This window comes from Streptomyces sp. NPDC002265 (genome assembly GCF_040296125.1).
Classification (GTDB): Bacteria; Actinomycetota; Actinomycetes; order Streptomycetales; family Streptomycetaceae; genus Streptomyces.
Genome location: NZ_JBEOWS010000154.1, coordinates 1 through 21,282, shown reverse-complemented (window position 1 = coordinate 21,282; position 21,282 = coordinate 1). Strand labels below are relative to the sequence as shown.

Annotated in this window: 19 protein-coding genes, 1 pseudogene and 1 riboswitch; of the genes and pseudogenes, 13 read left to right on the top strand and 7 right to left on the bottom strand. The window is 71.4% G+C overall.

Going from position 1 to position 21,282, the window contains the following annotated elements; all coding sequences use genetic code 11:
- Window positions 1-538, bottom strand: a 538-nt coding sequence (locus ABT085_RS25190) for a TerD family protein (protein ID WP_351612101.1), incomplete at its 3' end; no start/stop codon positions are given.
- 184 nt (window positions 539-722) lie between these two features.
- Here ABT085_RS25190 and arfB point away from each other — a divergent pair.
- Window positions 723-1,160 carry an alternative ribosome rescue aminoacyl-tRNA hydrolase ArfB gene (arfB, locus tag ABT085_RS25185; protein WP_351612098.1) on the top strand — a complete coding sequence of 146 codons (438 nt, stop codon included), beginning with the start codon at window positions 723-725 and terminating at the stop codon, window positions 1,158-1,160.
- Between the two features lie 212 nt (window positions 1,161-1,372).
- Here arfB and ABT085_RS25180 read toward each other — a convergent pair whose 3' ends face one another.
- Window positions 1,373-1,864, bottom strand: coding sequence for a flavin reductase family protein (locus tag ABT085_RS25180; protein ID WP_502982801.1), 492 nt, complete (start codon window positions 1,862-1,864; stop codon window positions 1,373-1,375).
- 584 nt (window positions 1,865-2,448) lie between these two features.
- Between ABT085_RS25180 and cdgB the strand changes: the two genes are divergently transcribed.
- On the top strand, window positions 2,449-4,107 hold the full coding sequence (gene cdgB / locus ABT085_RS25175; RefSeq protein ID WP_351612096.1) for a diguanylate cyclase CdgB: 1,659 nt from the start codon (window positions 2,449-2,451) through the stop codon (window positions 4,105-4,107).
- A 131-nt stretch (window positions 4,108-4,238) separates the two neighbouring features.
- Window positions 4,239-5,180, top strand: coding sequence for a carbohydrate-binding protein (locus ABT085_RS25170; protein ID WP_351612094.1), 942 nt, complete (start codon window positions 4,239-4,241; stop codon window positions 5,178-5,180).
- A gap of 66 nt (window positions 5,181-5,246) precedes the next feature.
- Here the strand turns inward: ABT085_RS25170 and ABT085_RS25165 are convergent, their stop codons facing one another.
- A complete protein-coding gene (locus tag ABT085_RS25165; RefSeq protein ID WP_351612092.1) occupies window positions 5,247-6,176 on the bottom strand; it encodes a 1-phosphofructokinase family hexose kinase in 930 nt (309 codons plus the stop codon).
- A 271-nt stretch (window positions 6,177-6,447) separates the two neighbouring features.
- Between ABT085_RS25165 and ABT085_RS25160 the strand changes: the two are divergent.
- A pseudogene (locus ABT085_RS25160) lies at window positions 6,448-6,780 on the top strand (zinc ribbon domain-containing protein); the annotation flags it as partial.
- Here ABT085_RS25160 and nagA read toward each other — a convergent pair.
- Window positions 6,777-7,934, bottom strand: a complete 1,158-nt coding sequence (nagA, locus tag ABT085_RS25155; RefSeq protein WP_351612089.1) for an N-acetylglucosamine-6-phosphate deacetylase — start codon at window positions 7,932-7,934, stop codon at window positions 6,777-6,779. The pseudogene ABT085_RS25160 and the gene nagA sit on opposite strands and share 4 nt — an antisense overlap.
- Window positions 7,934-8,911: an ROK family protein gene (locus tag ABT085_RS25150; protein WP_351612086.1), complete on the bottom strand. Its 978-nt coding sequence runs from the start codon at window positions 8,909-8,911 to the stop codon at window positions 7,934-7,936. The genes nagA and ABT085_RS25150 overlap by 1 nt, the downstream gene beginning before the upstream one ends.
- Window positions 8,912-9,147: 236 nt before the next feature.
- Here ABT085_RS25150 and ABT085_RS25145 point away from each other — a divergent pair, with 236 nt between their 5' ends.
- Entirely contained in the window at window positions 9,148-9,396 is a 249-nt protein-coding gene (locus ABT085_RS25145; protein WP_351612083.1) for a DUF3263 domain-containing protein, read from the top strand.
- Window positions 9,397-9,471: 75 nt separating this feature from the next.
- Window positions 9,472-10,338 (top strand): trehalose-phosphatase, encoded by an 867-nt coding sequence (gene otsB, locus ABT085_RS25140; RefSeq protein WP_351612080.1) that lies wholly within the window; start codon window positions 9,472-9,474, stop codon window positions 10,336-10,338.
- Between the two features lie 44 nt (window positions 10,339-10,382).
- Here the strand turns inward: otsB and ABT085_RS25135 are convergent, their stop codons facing one another.
- Together ABT085_RS25135 and ABT085_RS25130 are read right to left on the bottom strand one after the other, a co-directional pair.
- Window positions 10,383-11,840 (bottom strand): alpha,alpha-trehalose-phosphate synthase (UDP-forming), encoded by a 1,458-nt coding sequence (locus ABT085_RS25135; RefSeq protein WP_351612078.1) that lies wholly within the window; start codon window positions 11,838-11,840, stop codon window positions 10,383-10,385.
- Between the two features lie 107 nt (window positions 11,841-11,947).
- Window positions 11,948-12,892 carry a glucosyl-3-phosphoglycerate synthase gene (locus ABT085_RS25130; RefSeq protein WP_351612076.1) on the bottom strand — a complete coding sequence of 315 codons (945 nt, stop codon included), beginning with the start codon at window positions 12,890-12,892 and terminating at the stop codon, window positions 11,948-11,950.
- Window positions 12,893-13,080: 188 nt separating this feature from the next.
- Window positions 13,081-13,221, top strand: a riboswitch (SAM riboswitch).
- A gap of 17 nt (window positions 13,222-13,238) precedes the next feature.
- Between ABT085_RS25130 and thrC the strand changes: the two genes are divergently transcribed.
- From thrC to ABT085_RS25095, 7 genes are all read left to right on the top strand, one after another.
- Window positions 13,239-14,522: a threonine synthase gene (gene thrC, locus ABT085_RS25125; RefSeq protein WP_351612073.1), complete on the top strand. Its 1,284-nt coding sequence runs from the start codon at window positions 13,239-13,241 to the stop codon at window positions 14,520-14,522.
- Window positions 14,519-14,794, top strand: a complete 276-nt coding sequence (locus ABT085_RS25120) for a MoaD/ThiS family protein (protein WP_351612070.1) — start codon at window positions 14,519-14,521, stop codon at window positions 14,792-14,794. The genes thrC and ABT085_RS25120 overlap by 4 nt, the downstream gene beginning before the upstream one ends.
- A 430-nt stretch (window positions 14,795-15,224) precedes the next feature.
- Window positions 15,225-15,431, top strand: a complete 207-nt coding sequence (locus ABT085_RS25115; RefSeq protein ID WP_016436693.1) for a cold-shock protein — start codon at window positions 15,225-15,227, stop codon at window positions 15,429-15,431.
- Between the two features lie 314 nt (window positions 15,432-15,745).
- The gene (groL, locus tag ABT085_RS25110) at window positions 15,746-17,368 is read left to right on the top strand and encodes a chaperonin GroEL (protein WP_152894495.1); all 1,623 of its coding nucleotides are present in this window, start codon (window positions 15,746-15,748) and stop codon (window positions 17,366-17,368) included.
- Window positions 17,369-17,643: 275 nt separating this feature from the next.
- Window positions 17,644-18,771: an NADH:flavin oxidoreductase gene (locus ABT085_RS25105; protein WP_351612067.1), complete on the top strand. Its 1,128-nt coding sequence runs from the start codon at window positions 17,644-17,646 to the stop codon at window positions 18,769-18,771.
- Between the two features lie 61 nt (window positions 18,772-18,832).
- On the top strand, window positions 18,833-19,720 hold the full coding sequence (locus tag ABT085_RS25100) for a metallophosphoesterase family protein (RefSeq protein ID WP_351612065.1): 888 nt from the start codon (window positions 18,833-18,835) through the stop codon (window positions 19,718-19,720).
- Between the two features lie 143 nt (window positions 19,721-19,863).
- The coding region (locus tag ABT085_RS25095) for an MFS transporter (protein WP_351612062.1) at window positions 19,864-21,282 on the top strand (1,419 nt) is incomplete at its 3' end.

The following is a 21,282-nucleotide window of genomic DNA, read 5'->3' as shown; positions in this document are numbered from 1 at the left end:
TGCCGGAGGCGTAGCCCTGGCCGACGGCGCGGAACTTCCACTCCGCGCCGTTGCGGTAGAGCTCGCCGAAGACCATGGCGGTCTCGGTCGCCGCGTCCTCGGAGAGGTCGTAGCGCGCGATCTCGCTGCCGCCCGCCTGGTTCACGATGCGGATGTAGGCGTTGCGGACCTGGCCGAAGTTCTGCGAGCGGTTCTCCGCGTCGTAGATGGAGACCGGGAAGACGATCTTGTCGATGTCGGCGGGCAGACCAGCGAGGTTGACGTTGATCGCCTCGTCGTCGCCGGCGCCCTCACCCGTGCGGTTGTCACCGGTGTGGACGATCGTGCTGTCCGGGGTCTGCTTGTTGTTGAAGAAGACGAAGTGGGCGTCCGAGTAGACCTTGCCCTGGGTGTTGACCGCGATCGCCGAGGCGTCGAGGTCGAAGTCCGTGCCGGTGGTGGTGCGGACGTCCCAGCCGAGGCCCACGGTGACGGCGGTCAGGCCCGGAGCCTCCTTGGTGAGCGAGACGTTGCCACCCTTGGACAGGCTTACAGCCATTGTTGGGAGTCCCTTCCCTCGTTGCGTACACGGCTTCGTACGGCACGAAGCTACCGCTACCCCTATGAACGCCGTGAGACGTACCCAAGGTTCCAGGTGTCTTTACTTTCTTTACCGATGTCCCGGACGCCGGCGTCCTGGATGCCGCATATTCGCGTGACGTGAGCCGGACACACGCGCGACCATGGACGGCATGTCCGGTCCTTATGTCGTCCGCGGCTCCGTCTCGCTCCCCGAGGCCGAGCTCATGTGGCGTTTCTCGCGGTCGTCGGGGCCCGGCGGCCAGCACGTCAACACCAGTGACTCGCAGGCGGAGCTGCGCTTCGACCTGGCCGCGACGAAGGCGCTGCCCGAGGTGTGGAAGCAGCGGGCGCTGGAGCGGCTGGCCGGCCGCCTCGTCGACGGCGTCGTGGTCGTACGCGCCTCCGAGCACCGCTCCCAGTGGCGCAACCGCGAGGCCGCCGCCGTACGTCTGGCGGCGCTGCTCGCGGAGGCCACCGCGCCGCCGCCCAAGTCGCGTCGGCCGACCCGGATCCCACGGGGCATCAACGAGCGGCGGCTGCGGCAGAAGAAGCAGCGCTCGGACACCAAGCGCGGCCGGTCCGGCCGGGACTGGGCCTAGGCCCAGCCGTCAAATTCCCGTCTGTCCCACGACGCCTGGCACGCACTCTCGCCGCACCGGGCGAAAGCCCGAGTACGTCCAGTACGAGGCCTTCCGCCCGGCACGCCGAGAGCACGCACCAGACGCCGCGGGCCGCCCTCCGGGCGACCACGGGAATTTGACGACTGGTCCTAGGGCCCGACCCGAACCGGATCCCGGCGCCCGCACCGGGCCTAGTCGAGCTGCCGGTAGCGTCCGCGGAAGTACAGCAGGGGTCCGCCGTCCGCGCTCGGCACCCGTGCGGTCAGCACCCGACCGATCACCAGCGTGTGGTCCCCCGCGGCCACCCGCTGCTCGGTACGGCATTCCAGGGTCGCCAGCGCGCCGTCCAGCAGGGGCGCGCCGGAGACCTCGCCCCGTACGTACGGCAGGTCCGCGAACAGCAGCCGGTCGCTGATCCGGCCCTTCATCGCGAACCGGCCGGCGATGTGCCGCTGGCCCTCGGTGAGCACGGAGACTGCCCAGCAGGGCTGCTCGTCCAGGAGGTCGTCCATCCGGCTGCCGGTACGCAGGCTGACCAGTACCAGGGGCGGGTCCAGGGACACCGACAGGAAGGCCGTCGCGGTCATGCCGACGTCCTCGCCGCCGGGCGCCGTGGGGTCGTCGGGGTCGAGCGGCGGCTCCTGTGCCGTCACCAGGACCACGCCCGCGGCCAGCCGGGCCATCGCGGCGCGGAACTCGTCGTTGCTCACCCCCTCAGCATGCCCGGCGGCGGTACCGGGGGAGGGGGAGAGCGGGGAGGGTACGGCGGGCGAAGTCTTCAGCACGCCGGAAACGCTAGTCTCCGCTCCGCGGGCCGCGCATCGGGCCTCGGTCCGAGTGCGGACCTACGACCGGGGACCGAGACGGCGAGGGGACCGGTCGCGGAGAGCGACGGCGAGGCCGGGGCGGGACCGCCTGCAAGGAGCGCTGCAAGACGGCCGCAAGACGGGTGGAAGAGGTGCCGCAAAGGGGGCTGCAAAGCGGGCCGCACGGCTTGCGGACAGGGCCCAATTACAAGATCGACAGTGGCGTCTTGCGCATCCTGTTCACAGGCCCACATAGTTTGCGTTCAGAAAACGCACGGGAGAAATGCAGAAACTCTACTGAATTGTTCAGCTTCAGCTGTGACTTGAGTCACAAGAGCCATTAATTGTTGACCCTGTGTACCGAGTGGGCAGCGCGCTGTGATTCAGTGACGGGGAAGCTGCAAGGACGTACGCCGAAGACAACCCTTGATTCGCTGCGAAGTCTCGGGGGGAGGGCGAGCATGGAGACCGAGTCGGAGCCCTATGTCCGTCTTGCGTCCCTGAGACAGCTGCACCAGGTCATGGCGGACATGAACACCGCCCGAAGCCTGGCGGACACACTGCAGACTGTCGCGGAGGGCGTGGTGAGCGCCCTCGGGTACGAGCTGGCGTGTGTGAACCTCGTCCGCCCGGACGGCGACCTCGTGGTCGCCGCCTTCGCCGGCAACCCGGCCGCCGAGGCACTCATCACCGGCCGCGTCGGCTCGCGCGACTCCTGGGAGCGCCGCCTGAGCATGGGCGAGACCTGGGGCGACCTGGTCTTCATATCCCACACCGAGGGCTGGGTCCTCGACGACGACGACGTCCCCCAGTGGTACACCGACGGGCCCGCCCCCCGCTTCGAGGACGAGTGGCACCCCTCCGACCGGCTGTTCGCGCCGATGTTCACGCCCGCCGTGCCGGGCGGCTCCAGCGGCGAACTGATCGGCGTGCTGTCCGTGGACCGGCCGCGCAACGGCCGCCGGCCGGGCGCGTGGGGGCGCGAGGCGCTCCAGATGTATGCGTTCCAGGCCGCCATCGCCATTAGCAACGCGCGTCTACGTGCAAATATGCAGCGCGCCCTGGTCCGCCTGGAGCGGGACCAGCAGGCCCTGCGGGCCAGCGAGGAGAGCTTCCGGCAGGCCTTCGAGTACGCGCCCTCCGGCATGGCCATCGCCGAGATGGGCGGCGAGCAGCACGGCCGGATCCTGCGCACCAACGACGCCCTGTGCCGGTTGCTGGGCCGCCCGGCCTCCGCGATGCGCCGCTACTCCTTCTCCGACCTCGTCCACCCCGAGGACATCGGCACCCTGCTGCGCACCTCGGCCGAGGGCGGGCGGGCCGAGCTGCGCCTGGGCCGCCGGGACGGCACCTACGTCTGGGTCTCGCTGCGCAACAGCGTCGTCGCCGACGCCGCCGACGGGCCGCGTTTCCTGCTCACCCACGTCGAGGACATCGAGGAGCGCAAGCGCCGCGAGCTCCAGCTCGCCCACCGCGCCTCCCACGACTCCCTCACCGGACTGCCGAACTCCGCCGAACTGCGGGCCAGGCTGGCCGCCCGGCTCTGCCGCCGCCCGCAGTCGGGGCACCCCGCGGCGCTCGACTCCCACGACGCGGCCTTCGGGCACGCCGCGTTCGACGCCAACGGCCACGGCTTCGACTTCCGGCCGGGCGCGCAGGCGTACGACGGCTTCGACCACCATGTGCACATCGCCGCCCCCGAGGAGGGCGAGGACGACGGCACCAAGGGCCTCGCGGTCCTCTTCTGCGACCTCGACGGCTTCAAGTCCATCAACGACCGGTTCGGGCACAACGCGGGCGACACGGTGCTCATCGAGGTCGCCCGGCGGCTCAGCCGTCAGGTCCGCGACGGCGACACGGTGGCCCGACTCGGCGGCGACGAGTTCGTGATCCTCGCCGACGGGCTCGGCCGGGCCGACGCCGAGGACCTGGCCGTACGGCTGCGCAACGAGATCATCCAGCCCATCCGGGCCGAGGGGCGGGCCGTCCGGGTGGGCGCCAGCTTCGGCATCGGCTGGGCGCACTGCGGAATGACCGCGGACGAGGTCTTGAAGTCAGCTGACGAACGGATGTACGTGGAGAAACGATCTCGTCCCAAACAGCACAGACGCGCGGGATGATGTGCAGGTCATCGGGTTGATGCGGCCTGAGTCACCTGTTCGGGCCATCAGAAGCGGGTAGGCTCGCCATTCTCCACTCGTATAAGAACGTGTACCGCATCCGCCCCGCACCTGTTGAGGAGTACGAAGGGATGACGCCCGGCAACAACGGCGCGAGCACGCCTGAGGAAGAAGACCCGTTCGGTTACCTCTACGCCGACGGGCAGGCCAACGGAGCTCAGCCGCCCTCCGGCGGTGGCTACGGCTACCCGAACTCGGTCAGCCGGGTGCGGGCGGTCGGTGAGCGCCAGTACGGCCAGCAGGCGCCGCCCGCCGCGTACGGCCAGGCCGGCGTGCCCCAGCAGGGCGCGTACGGGCAGCCGAACTCGCACTACGCGGCGCCCGAGTCGTACCCCGGGGGCCCGCCCACCGCTCCCCAGCAGCCGACGCGCCGCGCCGGCAACGGCCGCGGTCCCAACACCAAGGGTCTGCTGATCGGTGCGATCGCGGTGGTCGCGGCGGTGGTCATCGGCATCGCGGTGGCGATGACCGGCGGCGGCGACGACGACAACAAGGCGGGCGGCGACACCTCCACCGCGCCCACCGACTCCGCGAGCGCCTCGCCCAGCGAGTCCGGCGGCGACGAGCCCGCCGAGGAGGCCAAACTCCCGACGGTCGACGCGAAGGCGCTGCGGCTGGACGGCGGTGCCGCCCTGGCCTCGGACGTCAAGGGCGCCCAGGCGGACGGCGGCATCTACGTCGGCAACCTCAACCAGGTCGGCAGCTCCGTCACCTGGACCGTCGACGGCATCCCCGAGGACGGCGACTACACGCTCTTCGCGCACTACAGCGTGCCGGGCCAGGACCAGTCGATGACCCTCACGTTCAACGGCAAGCAGTTCGGCACCAAGCTCAACCTGGGCAACTTCGCGCACGCCGCCGACGGTGACTTCGAGAAGGGCTGGACGCAGACCTACGCCTACCCGACCCTCACCAAGGGCACCAACACCATCACGCTGTCCTGCCAGGACGGCGACAAGTGCAACGTCCTGCTCGACCAGCTCTGGGTCAAGAAGGGCAAGGTCAAGAACTAGGGCAGCGGCGGCACCAGGACGCGTTCACCCCGGGCCCCGGCCCGGGGTGTCCGTCCCGGGCCGTGTTCAGGCCGCGCTGCTCTCCTCCGTGACCGAGACCTGACCCGTCAGCTCCTCGTACACCGTCCGGTCGAACTCGCCCGCCACGGGCGTCAGTACCGTCGCCGCCGACAGGACCGCCGCCCGGGCCAGCCGCGCGGGCCACGGCAGGTGTTCCACGAGGCCCGACAGCAGCCCCGCGACCGCCGAGTCGCCCGCGCCGGTCGGATTGCCGTGCACCCGGCGAGGCGGAGCGACCCGCCAGCGGCCTTCCGGAGTGGTCGCGATCAGGCCCTGGGGGCCGAGAGAGGCGACCACCGACTGGGCGCCGCGGCGGCGGGCGTCCTGGGTCGCCTTCAGGGGCTCGTGGGAGCCGGTGAGTTCGGCGAGTTCCGCGGCGTTCGGCTTGACGATGTCCGGGCGGGCCGCGACGCCCCGGCGCAGCGGTTCGCCGCTGGTGTCGAGCAGGACGGGCACCCCGGCCGCCCGCGCGGTCCGCACCAGCAGCGCGTACGCCCCGACCGGCACCCCCGGCGGCAGGCTGCCGCACAGGGCCACCGCGTCGGCATCGCGGAGCAGCTCCGCGTACGTGTCCTGGAAGGCGGCCCACTCGCCCGGCGCGATGAGCGGGCCGGGCTCGTTGAGCTGGGTGGTGTCACCGGAGTGCTGGTCGACCACGGCCACCGTGCGCCGGGTCGGGCCCGAGACCGGGACCAGGGCGTCCCGGACGCCGGCCGTGTCCGCGAGCCGCTCCCGCACGACCTGGCCCGTCGCGCCGCCCACGAAGCCCGTGGCGGTCACCGGGTGGCCGAGCGCGGCCAGCACGCGGGCCACGTTCAGGCCCTTGCCGCCGGGACGTTCCAGTACTTCGGAGACCCGGTGGGAGGTGTGCGGCCGCAGGGACCGTACGCGATAGGTGATGTCGAGAGCGGTGTTCAGCGTGACCGTGAGAATCACCCGGAGCGACCTCCCCCCGAAGAAATCAGGCACACGCCTGCCGTGTCGCCTTGCCCAGAGGCCTGATCATGCCAAAGAGACGGCGGTCGGCCCAGTCCTCGGGTCGGCCACCGTCTCCTGAGGTGGACATTTCAGCCTGTTCTGGCGGGGAACTTCAGGACTTCGGTCCTGAGAGGAATCCCCTCCTCGTGGTGCGGCTTGGAGCGTGCCGTGTCGCTGTTGGGTGTTCGGTCGCTGAGCAGCCGGGTGTCATCTCCGGCGGCGCCGGGGAGGGCAGTTCGCTCGGAGACCGTACAAGGCACGCAAGGCAGGCGTGCCGGTGGTGTACGTCGATCCGGCGTACACCTCCCGCACCTGCGCCGAGTGCGGCCACATCGACAGGGCGAACCGGGTCTCCCAGGCCTGGTTCGCTTGCCGGTACTGCGGATTCGTTGATCACGCAGACCGGAACAGCTCCCGCAACATCCGCGCCAGGGCGTGGGAGTTGTGGCGACGCGGGGCCCGTTCAACGGCCCCCGCCCCGCCACCGCGTCAGCGGGGCGGGGCCGGACGCGAACGCAGTGCCACCGCCAGTGGCGCCCGTTGCGCAAGCCCGACGCCTTAGCGTCGGGTAGTTGGAGCCAGTCGGGGATCGATCACCCATTCGCCCCGGCGCATCACGCCCTTGAGGGCGAAGTCCGCGTCGAGGAGCACCAGATCGGCGTCCTTGCCGGGTTCGAGGGAGCCGACCCGGTCGTACATCCCCAGCAGCCGGGCCGGGTTGGCGGAGAGGGCGGCGACCGCGTGCTCCACGGAGAGGTGGTCGACCGTCACCGCCCGCCGGAACGCGCGGTCCTGGGTCAGGGTGGAGCCCGCGATGGAGCCGCCCTCCACCAGCCGGGCCACGCCCTCGCTGACCTCGACCTCCAGCGGGCCGAGCATGTAGCGGCCGTCGCCGATGCCGGCCGCGTCCATCGCGTCGGTGATGAACGCGACCCGGTCCGGGCCCGCGTGATGGAACGCCAGTTCCAGGGCGGCCGGGTGCAGGTGCGTGCCGTCGTTGATGAGCTCGACCGTGACGCGCTCGTCCTCCAGGAGGGCGGCGATCGGGCCCGGTGCGCGGTGGCCGAGCGCGGGCATCGCGTTGAAGAGGTGGGTGGCGACGGTCGCGCCCGCCTCGATCGCCTCCACCGTCTGCTCGTACGTCGCGTCCGTGTGGCCGATCGCCGCGATCACCCCGTGCTCGGCCAGCAGGCGTACGGAGTCGATGCCGCCCGGCAGTTCGGCGGCGAGGGTGACCATCTTCGCGTGGCCGCGGGCCGCGTCGACCAGCTTGCGGACCTCCGCCGGCTCGGGGTCGCGCAGCAGCGCCTCGGAGTGCGCGCCCTTGCGGCAGGGCGAGATGAACGGGCCCTCGAAGTGGATGCCCGCGATGTCGCCCTGTTCGGCCAGCTCGGACAGCAGTCCGGCCTGCCGGGTCAGGATGTCCATGTCGTCGGTGACGGTGGAGGCGACGAGGGTGGTGGTGCCGTGCCGGCGGTGGGTGCGGACGGCCGTCAGGACGTCCTCGGCCGGGCCGGAGAAGGACGCGCCGCCGCCTCCGTGGTTGTGGATGTCGACGAAGCCGGGGACCAGCCAGTGGCCGCTGACGTCCACGGTCTCCGCGTCGGCCGGGGACGGGCCGGTGATCCGGGTGCCCTCGACGAAGACTCGGCCGCCGTCCACGGTCCCGGTGGGCAGTACCACCCGGGCGCCGGTGAGCACCTTCCTAGTGGCCATCAGGCGGTTACCTCCGAGGGGTCAGTGGTGGTCAGGAGATCCCGGGCGAGGAGCCCCGCGCCCAGGCAGCCGGCGGTGTCCCCGAGTGCCGCGGGGACGATCGACGGAAGCTTCTGGAAGGTGACGCGCTGCCGGACGGCGTCCCGCAACGGTGTGAACAAGGTTTCCCCCGCCTCGGCGAGTCCGCCACCGATGACGATCGTGCGGGGGTCCAGCAGGGTGAGCGCGGTGACCAGCCCGTCGGCGAGCGCGTCGAGGGCCGTCCGCCAGACCCGGACGGCGTTCGGGTCGCCGGACGCGACGGCCTTCGCGCAGTCGGCCGCGTCGGCCTCCGGCCGTCCGCAGGCGGCGGCCCATGCCTCGCTGACCGCCGACGCGGACGCGTAGCGCTCCAGGCAGCCGCGCTGCCCGCAGGGGCAGGGGGTGCCGCCGGGCCGTACGACGACATGGCCGATCTCGCCCGCGAAGCCGTGGGCGCCCGCCTCCACCCGGCCGTCGAGGCCGATGGCGCCCGCGATGCCGGTGCCGAGCGGGACGAACAGGAAGCGGTCGGCGCCCCGGCCGGCGCCGATGCGGCCCTCGGCCAGTCCGCCGGTGCGCACATCGTGCCCGAGGGCGACGGGGATGCCGCCGAGCCGCTCGGTGAGCAGGTCGCGCAGGGGTACGTCGCGCCAGCCGAGGTTGGCCGCGTAGGCGGCGATGCCCTGCTGTTCGTCGACGATGCCGGGGACGGCGACGCCGGCGGCGGCCGCGGGCTCGCCGAAGTGCCGCTCGCCGTGGGCGCGCAGCTCCGCGGCGAAGTCGAGGATGCCTTCGACGACCGCGTCGGGTCCGTGCTCGCGGCCGGTGGGCCGGCGCGCCCGGTGCAGCAGCACGGGGGGTCCGGGCGAAGTCCTCCCGGACGGCGTGGTGTCCGCCCCGACCAGAGCGGCCTTCATCCCGGTGCCGCCCACGTCGAGGGCGATGACATGTCTCACGGAGACAGTGTGACCCGTGGACCCAAGAGAGGTCTAGTCCACTTGCGCGGTATAGACCTTTATTCGGGAAACGGACGAGCGGCCGGAGCGGTCCGGGCGAAGAGCGGCGCGGTCGGGACGAAGCGCGGCGCTGCGTGCCCGGCGGGCCGGACCGGGACGATCGGCGGTGTGCGTGTGCCCCGGGCCGGACCTCGCCGCACTCCCGCCCGGCCGCCGGGAACGGTTACGGTGCCGTCATGGACGACGACCAGGACCGCGGAGCCGCCCTCGGCCGCCGCGAACGGGACATCCTCGCCCTGGAGCGCCGGGGTTTCCCCGGCCCCGGTGCGAAGGAACGCGCCATCCGCGAGGAACTCGGCCTGGCGCCCGTCCGCTACTACCAGCTGCTCAACGCCCTGCTCGACGACGCGCGGGCCCTCGCCGAGGACCCGGTCACGGTGAACCGGCTCAGACGGGTGCGGGATTCTCGCCGGGCCGAACGCTGAGCGCGGACCGGCCGGTCGCCCCCCGGGTCCGACGAGTCGGGGGTGCGGCCGCCGCCCCGTGGATAGGGTCGCCGTATGGGCAGCCATGACACGCACCCCCCGCACCCCGCACGGCCCCTGCCGACTCCCACGACCCCGGCGGGCCGCGAAGCGCTGGACGCCATCCTCGCCCGCCCGGAGCGCTCGGTGATCGGGCTCGACTTCGACGGCACGCTCGCGCCGATCGTGGCGGACCCCGAGCAGGCCCGTGCGCACCCGGACGCGGTGCCCGCGCTCGCCGCGCTCGCGCCGCGGGTCGCCGCGGTCGCCGTCGTCACCGGCCGGCCCCCCGCGGTGGCCGTACGGAACGGCGGCTTCGATGCGGTGCCGGGCCTGGACCACCTCGTCGTGCTCGGCCACTACGGCGCCGAACGCTGGGAGGCCGGCACCGGCGCCGTCATCGCCCCGCCGCCGCACCCCGGCGTCGCGGCCGTACGGGCCGAACTGCCGGGCTTCCTGGACGCGATCGGGGCCTGGAGGGGCACCTGGATCGAGGAGAAGGGCCGGGCCCTCGCCGTCCACACCCGCCGGGCCGAGGACCCGGGGGCCGCCTTCGAGGCGCTGCGCGCCCCCCTCGCCGAACTCGCCGCCCGCCACGGCCTGATCGTGGAGCCCGGCCGCATGGTCCTGGAACTGCGGCCGCCGGGCATGGACAAGGGCGTCGCCCTCACGGAGTACGTGCGCGAGATCGGCGCCGAGTCCGTCCTCTACGCCGGCGACGACCTCGGCGACCTCCCCGCCTTCGCCGCCGTCGACAAACTCCGCTCCGAGGGCGTCCCCGGCCTCCTGGTGTGCAGCGGCAGCGACGAGGTGGCCGCCCTGCGGGAACGCTCCGACCTGGTGGTCGACGGCCCCGAGGGGGTCGTGGACCTGCTGCACGCCCTGTCCGCCCACCTCGGCTGACGGCTTCGGCCGCCCGGCGGCGGGCCGGGCGGCCGTGAGGGCCGTCAGCCGCGCAGGGCGGTCAACTGCTCCAGGAACCACTGGGCCGGCGGCAGCGCGGTCGCCGCGGCGGCCAGCCGCTTCGTGCGCTCCGCCCGCTCGGACACCGGCATCACCAGCGCCTCGTGCAGCGCCCGCGCCGTCCCCGTCACGTCGTACGGATTGACGGTGATCGCGTCCTCGCCCAGCTCCTCGTACGCCCCCGCCTCCCGTGACAGCACCAGCGCGCACCCCTCGTCGGAGACGACCGGCACCTCCTTGGCGACCAGGTTCATGCCGTCCCGGATCGGGTTCACCAGGGCCACGTCGGCCAGCCGGTACGCGGCCAGCGAGCGCGCGAAGTCGTCCTTCACGTGCAGCACGACCGGCGTCCAGCCGGGTGTCCCGTACCCGGCGTTGATCTCGTCCGCGAGCCGTTGCACCTCGGCGGTGTACTCGCGGTAGACGGCGAGGTCCTGCCGGGAGGGGTAGGCGAAGGCGACGTGCACGACCCGCTCCCGCCACTCGGGGTGGTCGTCGAGCAGCTGCCGGTACGCCAGCAGACCGCGCACGATGTTCTTCGACAGCTCGGTCCGGTCCACCCGCACGACCGTCCTGCGGCCCTCGCCGATCTCCGCCCGCAGCGCCGCCATCCGCTCGCCGACGTCGGCCCGGTGGGCGCGCTCGCGCAGGAAGTCGGCGTCGGCGCCGAGGCCGTGCACACCGATCACCGTGGTGCGCTGCGCGCCGCCGCCGGGCGGTGCGTGTTCGACCGTCCCGGGCCCCTCGCCCTCCGGCCGGGCCGCACGGATCAGCTCGCGGTCCACCTCGCCCGCGCAGTCCAGGAAGGCGCCCGCCCACCGCCGGGTGAGGAAGCCCAGCCGGTCCGCGCCGAGCATGCCCCGCACGATCTGTTCCCGGATGTCGTCCGGCAGCATCCGGAAGTAGTCCGGCGGCGCCCACGGGGTGTGCGAGAAATGGCCGATACGCAGGTCGGGGCGGAGTTCGCGGAGCATGCCCGGCACCAGCGTCAGGTGGTAGTCCTGGACGACCGCCGTCGCCCCGTAGACCGCCTCCTCGGCGAGGGCCTCGGCGAAGGCGCGGTTGTACCGCTCGTACGCCACCCACCGGCGCCGGAACTCCGCGTCGAAGACCGGCTCCAGCGGGGTCTGGTAGAGCATGTGGTGGACGAACCAGAGCACCGAGTTGGCGATGCCGTTGTAGGCGTCGGCGTGCACGTCGGCCGGGATGTCCAGCATCCGCACGCCCGGCTCGCCCGCGCCGCGCCGCACCGCCTCGCGGTCGCCGTCGGACAGGGCGGAGCACACCCACAGCGCCCCGGCGTCGGGCCCGATGGCCGACAGGCCCGAGACCAGCCCGCCGCCGCCCCTGCGGGCGTGCAGCGAGCCGTCCTCGCCCACCTCGTACGAAACCGGGCCGCGGTTGGACGCGACCAGCACCTCAGCAACGTGCGTGGAAGCCATACGCCTCAACCTAGCCCGGCCCGGAAACGCTCAAACGTGCGGAAGGACCACAGCAGTCCGGAAACATTTGTATACGACCCCTTCGGGAACGTCACCTCGTGCACCCGTCAGGCCACCTTGCGTGACCTGTACTCGGCGATCTCGGCCATCGGCGGCCGCTCCTCCGTGTCCACGGAGTACGTGCGCGGCTCGAAGCCGTTCCGGCCCCGCTCGAACTGGGTGAGAGAGGGCCGGATCAGGTGGCCGCGGGCCATCCGCAGCTGCGCGGTGCGGTAGATGGCGGCAGCCATCCGGCCCAGTGCCTGTCCGTCCTGGTGGCGGTGCTTGCGCACCCCGACGTCCACCTGGGCGAGCGCGTCGAGGCCCACCAGGTGCAGCGAGTCGACCAGCATGCCCAGCTCCACCCCGTACCCGACCGGGAACGGCAGCTGTTCCAGCAGGGAGCGGCGGGCCGCGTACTCGCCGCCGAGCGGCTGCACGAACCCGGCCAGCTGCGGCCAGTGCATGTTCAGCAGCGGACGGGCCATCAGCTCGGTGACCCGCCCGCCCTGGCCGGCCGCCCCGCCCAGCGGGCGGTCGTACATGGCCTTGACCAGGTCGACGTCCGGATCGGTGAGCAGCGGGCCCACGATGCCGGAGACGAAGTCGGAGGAGAACTCCCTGAGGTCGGCGTCGATGAAGCAGACGATGTCCCCGCCGGTGACCAGGAGGGACCGCCACAGCACCTCGCCCTTGCCGGGCACGGCCGGGATCCGGGGCAGGATGGCGTCGCGGTGGACGACCCGGGCGCCCGCGGCCGCGGCCACCGCCGAGGTGCGGTCGGTGGAACCCGAGTCGACGACGACGATCTCGTCGACGAGCGGGACCTGCTGCATCAGGTCGTGCCGGATCACGGAGACGATGTCACCGACCGTCTCCTCCTCGTTGAGTGCGGGCAGGACGACGGAGACCGACTGGCCCCGGGCGCGTTTCGCGGCGAGGATCTTGTGGAGCGGGCGGTCGCTGACGGACCAGGAGCGTGTGCTCAGCCAGCGCTCGACTTCTTCCAGCACAGCGGCGGCTCCTTCTGCGTTCTGCGTGCTCGCGGCGGGCGGGGATGCCGGCCGCGACAGCGGCTGACGGGCACGGGCATCTCGCGGTTCGGACGACTCTCTCAACTGTCGGGGCCTTCGGTTACAGTCTTGAACAACGCGGATGACCATCGCATGTCCAGGGTGGCCGACCGCTGAAAACTTCATACCGCTCATCCAGAGGGGCAGAGGGATACGGCCCGATGAAGCCCCGGCAACCCTCCAGTCGGTTTCTCGTTCACGCGAGGCTCCCGGCTCGGGAAGGTGCCAAATCCGTCTCACGGCGAAGTGCGTCGTGAGGAAGATGAGGAGAAAGGGCCTCGCCTCCATGGCTGCGCAGACTGCTGTAAGCACCACGAACCCCGTCGATCTGGGCTCCGCCGCGGCGCTCTCCTGCCGCGAGTGCGGACACCGCGTGCCGCTCGGCCCGGTCTTCGCCTGCGAGGAGTGTTTCGGCCCGCTCGAGATCGCCTACGACTTCTCGCGGTACGAGACCGAGGAGCTGCGCAAGCGGATCGAAGCGGGACCCGCGAACATCTGGCGCTACGCGCCGCTGCTGCCCGTCCCCACGGACGTGGCGGACAAGCCCAACCTCAACCCCGGCTGGACCCAGCTCGTCAAGGCCGACAACCTGGCCCGCGAGCTCGGTGTCACGGGCGGGCTGTACGTGAAGGACGACTCCGGCAACCCGACGCACTCCTTCAAGGACCGGGTCGTCGCCCAGGCCCTGGAGGCCGCGCGCGCCTTCGGCTTCACCACCCTGTCCTGCTCCTCCACCGGCAACCTGGCCGGCGCCGTCGGCGCCGCCGCCGCCCGTGCCGGTCTGCGCTCCTGCGTGTTCATCCCGCACGACCTGGAGCAGGGCAAGATCGTCATGGCCGCGGTCTACGGCGGTGAACTCGTCGGCATCGAGGGCAACTACGACGACGTGAACCGTTTCTGCTCCGAGCTGATCGGCGATCCGGCGGGCGACGGCTGGGGCTTCGTCAACGTCAACCTGCGGCCGTACTACGCGGAGGGTTCCAAGACCCTGGCGTACGAGATCTGCGAGCAGCTCGGCTGGCGGCTGCCCGACCAGCTGGTCGTCCCGATCGCCTCCGGCTCCCAGCTCACCAAGATCGACAAGGGGCTCCAGGAGCTCATCAAGCTCGGGCTGGTCGAGGACCGGCCGTACAAGATCTTCGGCGCCCAGGCGGAGGGCTGCTCGCCGGTGTCGGTGGCCTACAAGGCCGGCCACGACGTCGTACGGCCCCAGAAGCCGGACACCATCGCCAAGTCCCTCGCCATCGGCAACCCGGCCGACGGGCCGTACGTCCTCGACATCGCGCGCCGCACGGGCGGTGCCGTGGAGGACGTGACGGACGAGCAGATCGTGGACGCGATCAAGCTGCTGGCGCGGACCGAGGGGATCTTCGCCGAGACGGCGGGCGGGGTGACGGTGGGCGTGACCCGCAAGCTCATCGAGAACGGCCTGCTCGACCCGGCCCTGACGACCGTCGTGCTGAACACCGGTGACGGCCTGAAGACCCTCGACGCGGTGGCCGGCACCGGTCTGACCGCGACCATCCGCCCGAACCTGGACTCCTTCCGAGAGGCTGGCCTCGCATCATGAGCGTCAACGTCCGCATCCCCACCATCCTGCGCACCTACACCGGCGGCGCCGCCGAGGTGAGCGCCGAGGGCGCGACCCTCGCCGAGGTCATCTCCGACCTGGAGAAGAACCACACCGGCATCGCCGCCCGCGTCCTGGACGACCAGGGCAAGCTGCGCCGGTTCGTCAACGTCTACGTGAACGACGACGACGTCCGCTTCGAGCAGGGGCTCCAGACGGCGACCCCGGACGGCGCCGGCGTCTCCATCATTCCGGCGGTCGCCGGAGGCTGATCATTACCTTCGGTAACCTCGGTTACCGAGTGTTCATCGAATTGCCCCCTCCGCGAGAGAAGCGGAGGGGGCAATTCTGTGTGATTGAGCGCGGTAGAGTTGGGGAAGCAGCTCCCGATTCCGGGGTTTGCGACCTTCACGACCTGCCGCACGGGCGACGAGAAGTAGCCAAAGTGGGCAGGTGTTTTGCGCCTTTCGCTCCCAATGCCCGGCCCAAGTTGCCCTGAAACAAGGCGAATTGCTGGTGTTCGGGGAGCTCGTCGTGCCCGGATTTCTCGTCCGATTGACCTGTTGCAGACGGCAGTTGGACAGATACATTCAGCCGCGGTCGACGCGTTCCGGCGCACGCCCCCGTCCCATGGGGGGTGAGGTCTGACCCGGATCCGCGAAGTGCGGATCTGTGCAAGGGCCAGTAATAGGGGAGTTAGGCATGGCTCAGGGCACCGTCAAGTGGTTCAACGCGGAGAAGGGGTACGGCTTCATCGCGGTCGACGGTGGTGCGGACGTGTTCGTCCACTACAGCGCGATCCAGATGGACGGGTACCGCACCCTGGAAGAGGGCCAGCGGGTCGATTTCGAGATCTCGCAGGGTCAGAAGGGGCCGCAGGCGGACATGGTCCGGCTGGCGGCCGGCTGAAGCACGCGCCGACTTATTGCAGCGACGTTCTTCTGTTCTTCGCCGAAGGGCTCGCATCCCGTGGGGTGCGAGCCCTTCGGCCTGTCCGGGTGCCGTCGCTCGCGACCTGCGGATCAGCCGAGGGCGCTTGCACTCGGCAGGGGCGAGTGCTAATCATTGCGTTAGCACTCTGAAGGTGAGAGTGACAACGAAGGACCGGGTCGGTGAGGCCCGCAGGCCGGGTGGGGCAAGGAACCACGAGGCGTGCGAGCCGTCCGTCGCGGGCGCCAGCGCGGTCCGGAGCAATCCACCCCAGTCCGGGAGGACCACTTCACATGGCCAAGATCATCGCGTTCGACGAGGAGGCACGGCGCGGCCTCGAGCGCGGCATGAACCAGCTCGCGGACGCCGTGAAGGTGACGCTCGGCCCCAAGGGCCGCAACGTCGTCCTCGAGAAGAAGTGGGGCGCCCCCACGATCACCAACGATGGTGTCTCCATCGCCAAGGAGATCGAGCTCGAGGACCCGTACGAGAAGATCGGCGCCGAGCTGGTCAAGGAAGTCGCCAAGAAGACGGACGACGTCGCCGGTGACGGTACGACCACCGCGACCGTCCTCGCCCAGGCGCTCGTCCGCGAGGGTCTGCGCAACGTGGCCGCGGGTGCCAACCCGATGGCCCTCAAGCGCGGCATCGAGAAGGCCGTCGAGGCCGTCTCGGGCGCCCTGCTCGAGCAGGCGAAGGATGTCGAGACCAAGGAGCAGATCGCTTCCACGGCCTCCATCTCCGCCGCCGACACCCAGATCGGCGAGCTCATCGCCGAGGCGATGGACAAGGTCGGCAAGGAAGGCGTCATCACCGTCGAGGAGTCCCAGACCTTCGGTCTGGAGCTGGAGCTCACCGAGGGTATGCGCTTCGACAAGGGCTACATCTCGGCGTACTTCGCCACCGACATGGAGCGGATGGAGGCGTCGCTCGACGACCCGTACATCCTGATCGCCAACTCCAAGATCGGCTCCGTCAAGGACCTGCTCCCGCTCCTGGAGAAGGTCATGCAGTCGGGCAAGCCGCTGCTGATCATCGCCGAGGACGTCGAGGGCGAGGCCCTGTCGACCCTGGTCGTCAACAAGATCCGTGGCACCTTCAAGTCCGTCGCCGTCAAGGCCCCGGGCTTCGGTGACCGCCGCAAGGCGATGCTGAACGACATCGCCATCCTCACCGGCGGCGAGGTGATCTCCGAGGAGGTCGGCCTCAAGCTGGAGAACGCGACCCTGGACCTCCTGGGCCGCGCCCGCAAGGTCGTCATCACCAAGGACGAGACCACGATCGTGGACGGCGCCGGCTCCGCCGACCAGGTCCAGGGCCGGGTCAACCAGATCCGCGCCGAGATCGAGAACTCGGACTCGGACTACGACCGCGAGAAGCTCCAGGAGCGCCTGGCGAAGCTGGCCGGCGGCGTGGCCGTCATCAAGGCCGGTGCCGCCACCGAGGTCGAGCTCAAGGAGCGCAAGCACCGCATCGAGGACGCCGTCCGCAACGCGAAGGCGGCCGTCGAGGAGGGCATCGTCGCCGGTGGTGGCGTGGCCCTGCTCCAGGCCTCCGCGGTGTTCGAGAAGCTCGAGCTCTCGGGTGACGAGGCGACCGGCGCCAACGCCGTGAAGCTCGCCCTGGAGGCCCCGCTGAAGCAGATCGCCGTCAACGGTGGTCTCGAGGGCGGCGTCGTGGTCGAGAAGGTCCGCAACCTGACCGTGGGCTGGGGCCTGAACGCGGCCACCGGCGAGTACGTCGACATGATCGCCGAAGGCATCATCGACCCGGCGAAGGTGACCCGCTCTGCCCTGCAGAACGCCGCCTCCATCGCCGCGCTGTTCCTCACCACCGAGGCCGTCATCGCCGACAAGCCGGAGAAGGCCGCGGCCCCGGCCGGCGGCGGCATGCCGGGCGGTGACATGGACTTCTGATCGACTCTGTCGATCCGCGTCCTTGACCGAGGGCGGTACCTCCCGGCGACGGGAGGTACCGCCCTCGGGCTTTTCCCGGCCCGGCTTTCCCGGCCCGGACGGGCCCTGGGCGGTCGGACGCCGGGCCGGTGCCGTATCCGGCGTGGCCGGGATCACAGGGCGCGTCGGCGGGCTGCCGGAATGCGAGGGGTGGCGGTTCCGTTGAGGTTGGCACGCGATTCATGCGTATGCACATACCGTCCGGTCTATCGTCACTTCCCGAGGAGCCCCCCCACGTGAGCGTCACCGAGTCCGCCGCCTCCCGTGCGGCCGAGATCCTGTCCCGGCCCGTCGAAATCAACGGCCTCACCGTCCCGAACCGCATCGTGATGGCGCCGATGACGCGCGAGTTCTCCCCGGACGGTGTCCCGGGCGAGGACGTGGTGTCCTACTACGCCCGCCGCGCCGCCGCGGGCGTCGGCCTGATCGTCACCGAGGGGACGTACGTCGGCCACGACTCGGCCGGTTACAGCGACCGGGTGCCGCGGTTCCACGGCGAGGACCAGCTGGCGGGCTGGGCGAAGGTCACCGACGCCGTGCACGCGGCGGGCGGGACGATCGTGCCGCAGCTGTGGCACATCGGCATGGTGCGCCGGGCGGGCCAGCCGCCGGTCGCGGACGCCCCGCCGGTCGGCCCCTCCGGCCTCTACAAGGAGGGCGCCGAGGTCACCGGCCAGGCCATGACCCAGCAGGACCTGGACGACGTCGTCGAGGCGTTCGCCAAGGCGGCGGCCGAGGCCGAGCGCATCGGCTTCGACGGCATCGAACTGCACGGCGCGCACGGCTATCTGATCGACCAGTTCCTGTGGGCGGGCACCAACCGCCGCACGGACGCCTACGGCGGCGACCCGGTGGCCCGGACGAAGTTCGCCGCGGAGATCGTCGCCGCGGTGCGCGCGGCGGTCTCGCCCCGGTTCCCCGTCATCTTCCGCTACTCGCAGTGGAAGCAGCAGCAGTACGACGCCCGGCTCGCCGAGACCCCGCAGGAGCTGGAGGCGATCCTGGCCCCGCTCGCCGCGGCCGGTGTCGACGCCTTCCACGCCTCCACCCGCCGTTACTGGGTCCCGGAGTTCGACGACTCCGACCTCAACCTGGCCGGCTGGACGAAGAAGCTGACCGGCAGGCCCGCCATCACCGTCGGCTCGGTCGGCCTCGACGGCGACTTCATCAACGCGTTCGTCGGCGAGGGTTCCCCGGTGCGAGGCATCGACAACCTCCTCGACCGCTTCGAGCGCGACGAGTTCGACCTGGTGGCCGTCGGCCGCGCGCTGCTCCAGGACCCGCAGTGGGCGGCGAAGGTCCTGGCCGACCGCTTCGACGAGCTGAAGCCGTACGACGCGGCGGCGCTGAAGACCCTCAGCTGAGCCGTCGGGGCCCGCGGACGCGCTCTGGCCGTGGGCCCCGACTCCCGTTAGCGTGCGGCGGATGAGGATCCTGCATCTGTCCGACACCCATGTGGAGCGGACCGACGAGCCCAACCGGCACGGCGTGGACGCCACCGGGTCCCTGCGGCTGATGCTGGCCGAGCTGGCCGGGCAGCGTGACATCGACGCGGTCGTGGTCACCGGCGACCTGGCGAACGACGGCGCGGTGGAGGCGTACACGACCGTGCGGGAGGCCGTGGGCGAGTTCGCACGGACCTGGGACGCCCCGGTCTTCTACACCACCGGCAACCACGACGAGCGCCAGGCCTTCGCGAAGGTGCTGGGCAGCGGACATCTGGGCCCGGACGGGACGGACCGGGCCGCCGCCGTGCTGCCGGGGGCCGAACGGGCCGCCGTCGGCGAGGTGGACGGCCACCGTTTCGTGACGCTGGACTCGCTGGTGCCGGGCGAGGTCTACGGGCGGCTTGGGGAGACCCAGCTCGCCTGGCTGCGCGAGGTGCTGGCCGTGCCCGCGCGGCACGGCACCGTGCTCGCGCTGCACCACCCGCCGATCTGTCTGGACGTGCCGACCCAGCGGGCCTTCGGCCTGCTCGACGCGGACGTCCTGGCCGACGCGATCCGCGGGACGGACGTACGGGTCGTGCTCGCCGGGCACTTCCATCTCCAGCTGTCCGGCTTCCTGGCGGGCGTGCCGGTGTGGGTCACGCCCGGCGTGGTCAACCGCATCGACCTGACGACCCGGCCGGGCACCGAACGCGCGGTGCGCGGAGCTTCGGCCTCGCTGGTGGAGCTGGGCGGGGCGGCAGGGCCGATGTTCCACACCTTCCACGCGCGCGACCCGAGGGCCCACGAGACCGTCTACGAACTCGACGAGGAGCGCACCCGCGAGGTGATCGCGCGGTACGGGCCGACCCCGGACCCGCGGTAGGGCTCGGGCGCCTCGCCTCCCCGGGGCTGGGCGTAGGCAGGGCGCACAAATTTTCGCTTGCTTAAGTCAATCAATCGACCTAAGGTTGCCTGAGTCAAGCACATTGGTGTGCCCGTTCGTCCCGCTCCCACGGAGGCCTCTTCATGTCCGACGCTCCTGTCCGGCCCGCAGCCGCCGGGGGATCCGCCCCGCCGAGGTCGAACGCAGTGGTGGCGGTCCTGGCCTTCGCCGGAATCGTCGTCTCGCTGATGCAGACCCTGGTCATCCCGATCGTCCCCGAGCTGCCGAAGTACCTGCACGCCTCCGCGTCCGACGCGGCCTGGGCGGTCACCGCCACCCTGCTCGCCGCGGCCGTGGCCACCCCCGTCGCCGGCCGGCTCGGCGACATGTTCGGCAAGCGCAGGCTGCTGCTGGTCAGCGTCGTGCTGCTGGTCTTCGGCTCGGTGGTCTGCGCGCTCAGCGACTCGCTGGTCCCGATGATCGTCGGCCGCGCCCTCCAGGGCCTGGCCGCCGCGGTCATCCCGCTCGGCATCAGCATCATGCGCGACGAACTGCCGGCGGAGAAGCTCGCCGGCTCCATCGCCCTGATGAGCGCCTCGCTGGGCGTCGGCGGTGCCCTGGGCCTGCCCGCCGCGGCCTTCATCGCCGACAACTTCAGCTGGCACGTCCTGTTCTGGACCTCCGCGACCCTCGGCGTCGTCGCCCTCGGACTGGTCCTGGTCTTCGTGCCGGAGTCCGCGGTGCGCACCGGCGGCCGCTTCGACTTCGTCGGCTCGCTCGGCATGGCGGCCGGACTGGTCTCCCTGCTGCTGGCTGTCTCCAAGGGCGGCGACTGGGGCTGGGGCAGCGGCACCACGCTCGGCCTGTTCGCCGTCGCGGTCGTGGTCCTCGTCGCCTGGGGCTTCTTCGAGCTGCGCACCGCGACCCCGCTGGTCGACCTGCGCACCACCGCCCGCCGCCAGGTCCTGTTCACCAACCTCGCCTCGATCGCCTTCGGCTTCTCGATGTTCGCGATGGCGCTGGTCCTGCCGCAGCTGCTCCAGCTGCCCACCCAGACCGGCTACGGCCTCGGCAAGTCGATGATGACCGCCGGTCTGGTCATGGCTCCGCAGGGTCTGGTCATGATGGTGTTCGCCCCGGCGTCCGCGGCCATCACCAAGGCCAGGGGCCCGAAGGTCACCCTGATGATCGGCGCCGTGATCGTCGCCGCCGGGTACGGCCTGAACATCGTCCTGATGTCCGAGGTCTGGCACCTGGTCCTGGTGTCCTGCATCATCGGCGCCGGTGTCGGCTTCGCCTACGGCGCGATGCCCGCGCTCATCATGGGCGCCGTCGACCCGTCCGAGACGGCCGCGGCGAACGCCCTCAACACCCTGATGCGGTCCATCGGCACCTCGGTGTCCAGCGCCGTCGCCGGAGTGATCCTGGCCAACATGACCATGAACCTCGGCGGCTACGAGCTGCCGTCCGAGAACGGCTTCAAGGTCGTCATGGCCCTCGGCGCGGGCGCCGCCGCCCTCGCCTTCGTCCTCGCCGCCTTCCTGCCCGGCCGCAGGCCGGCC

What these genes read in the sequence shown, in the direction of transcription:
- ABT085_RS25170 (WP_351612094.1), top strand. Translation starts at nt 4,239, where the DNA reads ATGACGCCCGGCAACAACGGCGCGAGCACGCCTGAGGAAGAAGACCCG.
- groL (WP_152894495.1), top strand. Translation starts at nt 15,746, where the DNA reads ATGGCCAAGATCATCGCGTTCGACGAGGAGGCACGGCGCGGCCTCGAG.
- ABT085_RS25100 (WP_351612065.1), top strand. Translation starts at nt 18,833, where the DNA reads ATGAGGATCCTGCATCTGTCCGACACCCATGTGGAGCGGACCGACGAG.
- thrC (WP_351612073.1), top strand. Translation starts at nt 13,239, where the DNA reads ATGGCTGCGCAGACTGCTGTAAGCACCACGAACCCCGTCGATCTGGGC.
- nagA (WP_351612089.1), bottom strand. Translation starts at nt 7,934, where the DNA reads ATGGCCACTAGGAAGGTGCTCACCGGCGCCCGGGTGGTACTGCCCACC.
- ABT085_RS25145 (WP_351612083.1), top strand. Translation starts at nt 9,148, where the DNA reads ATGGACGACGACCAGGACCGCGGAGCCGCCCTCGGCCGCCGCGAACGG.
- ABT085_RS25180 (WP_502982801.1), bottom strand. Translation starts at nt 1,864, where the DNA reads ATGGCCCGGCTGGCCGCGGGCGTGGTCCTGGTGACGGCACAGGAGCCG.
- ABT085_RS25115 (WP_016436693.1), top strand. Translation starts at nt 15,225, where the DNA reads ATGGCTCAGGGCACCGTCAAGTGGTTCAACGCGGAGAAGGGGTACGGC.
- otsB (WP_351612080.1), top strand. Translation starts at nt 9,472, where the DNA reads ATGGGCAGCCATGACACGCACCCCCCGCACCCCGCACGGCCCCTGCCG.
- ABT085_RS25120 (WP_351612070.1), top strand. Translation starts at nt 14,519, where the DNA reads ATGAGCGTCAACGTCCGCATCCCCACCATCCTGCGCACCTACACCGGC.
- cdgB (WP_351612096.1), top strand. Translation starts at nt 2,449, where the DNA reads ATGGAGACCGAGTCGGAGCCCTATGTCCGTCTTGCGTCCCTGAGACAG.
- arfB (WP_351612098.1), top strand. Translation starts at nt 723, where the DNA reads ATGGACGGCATGTCCGGTCCTTATGTCGTCCGCGGCTCCGTCTCGCTC.
- ABT085_RS25135 (WP_351612078.1), bottom strand. Translation starts at nt 11,840, where the DNA reads ATGGCTTCCACGCACGTTGCTGAGGTGCTGGTCGCGTCCAACCGCGGC.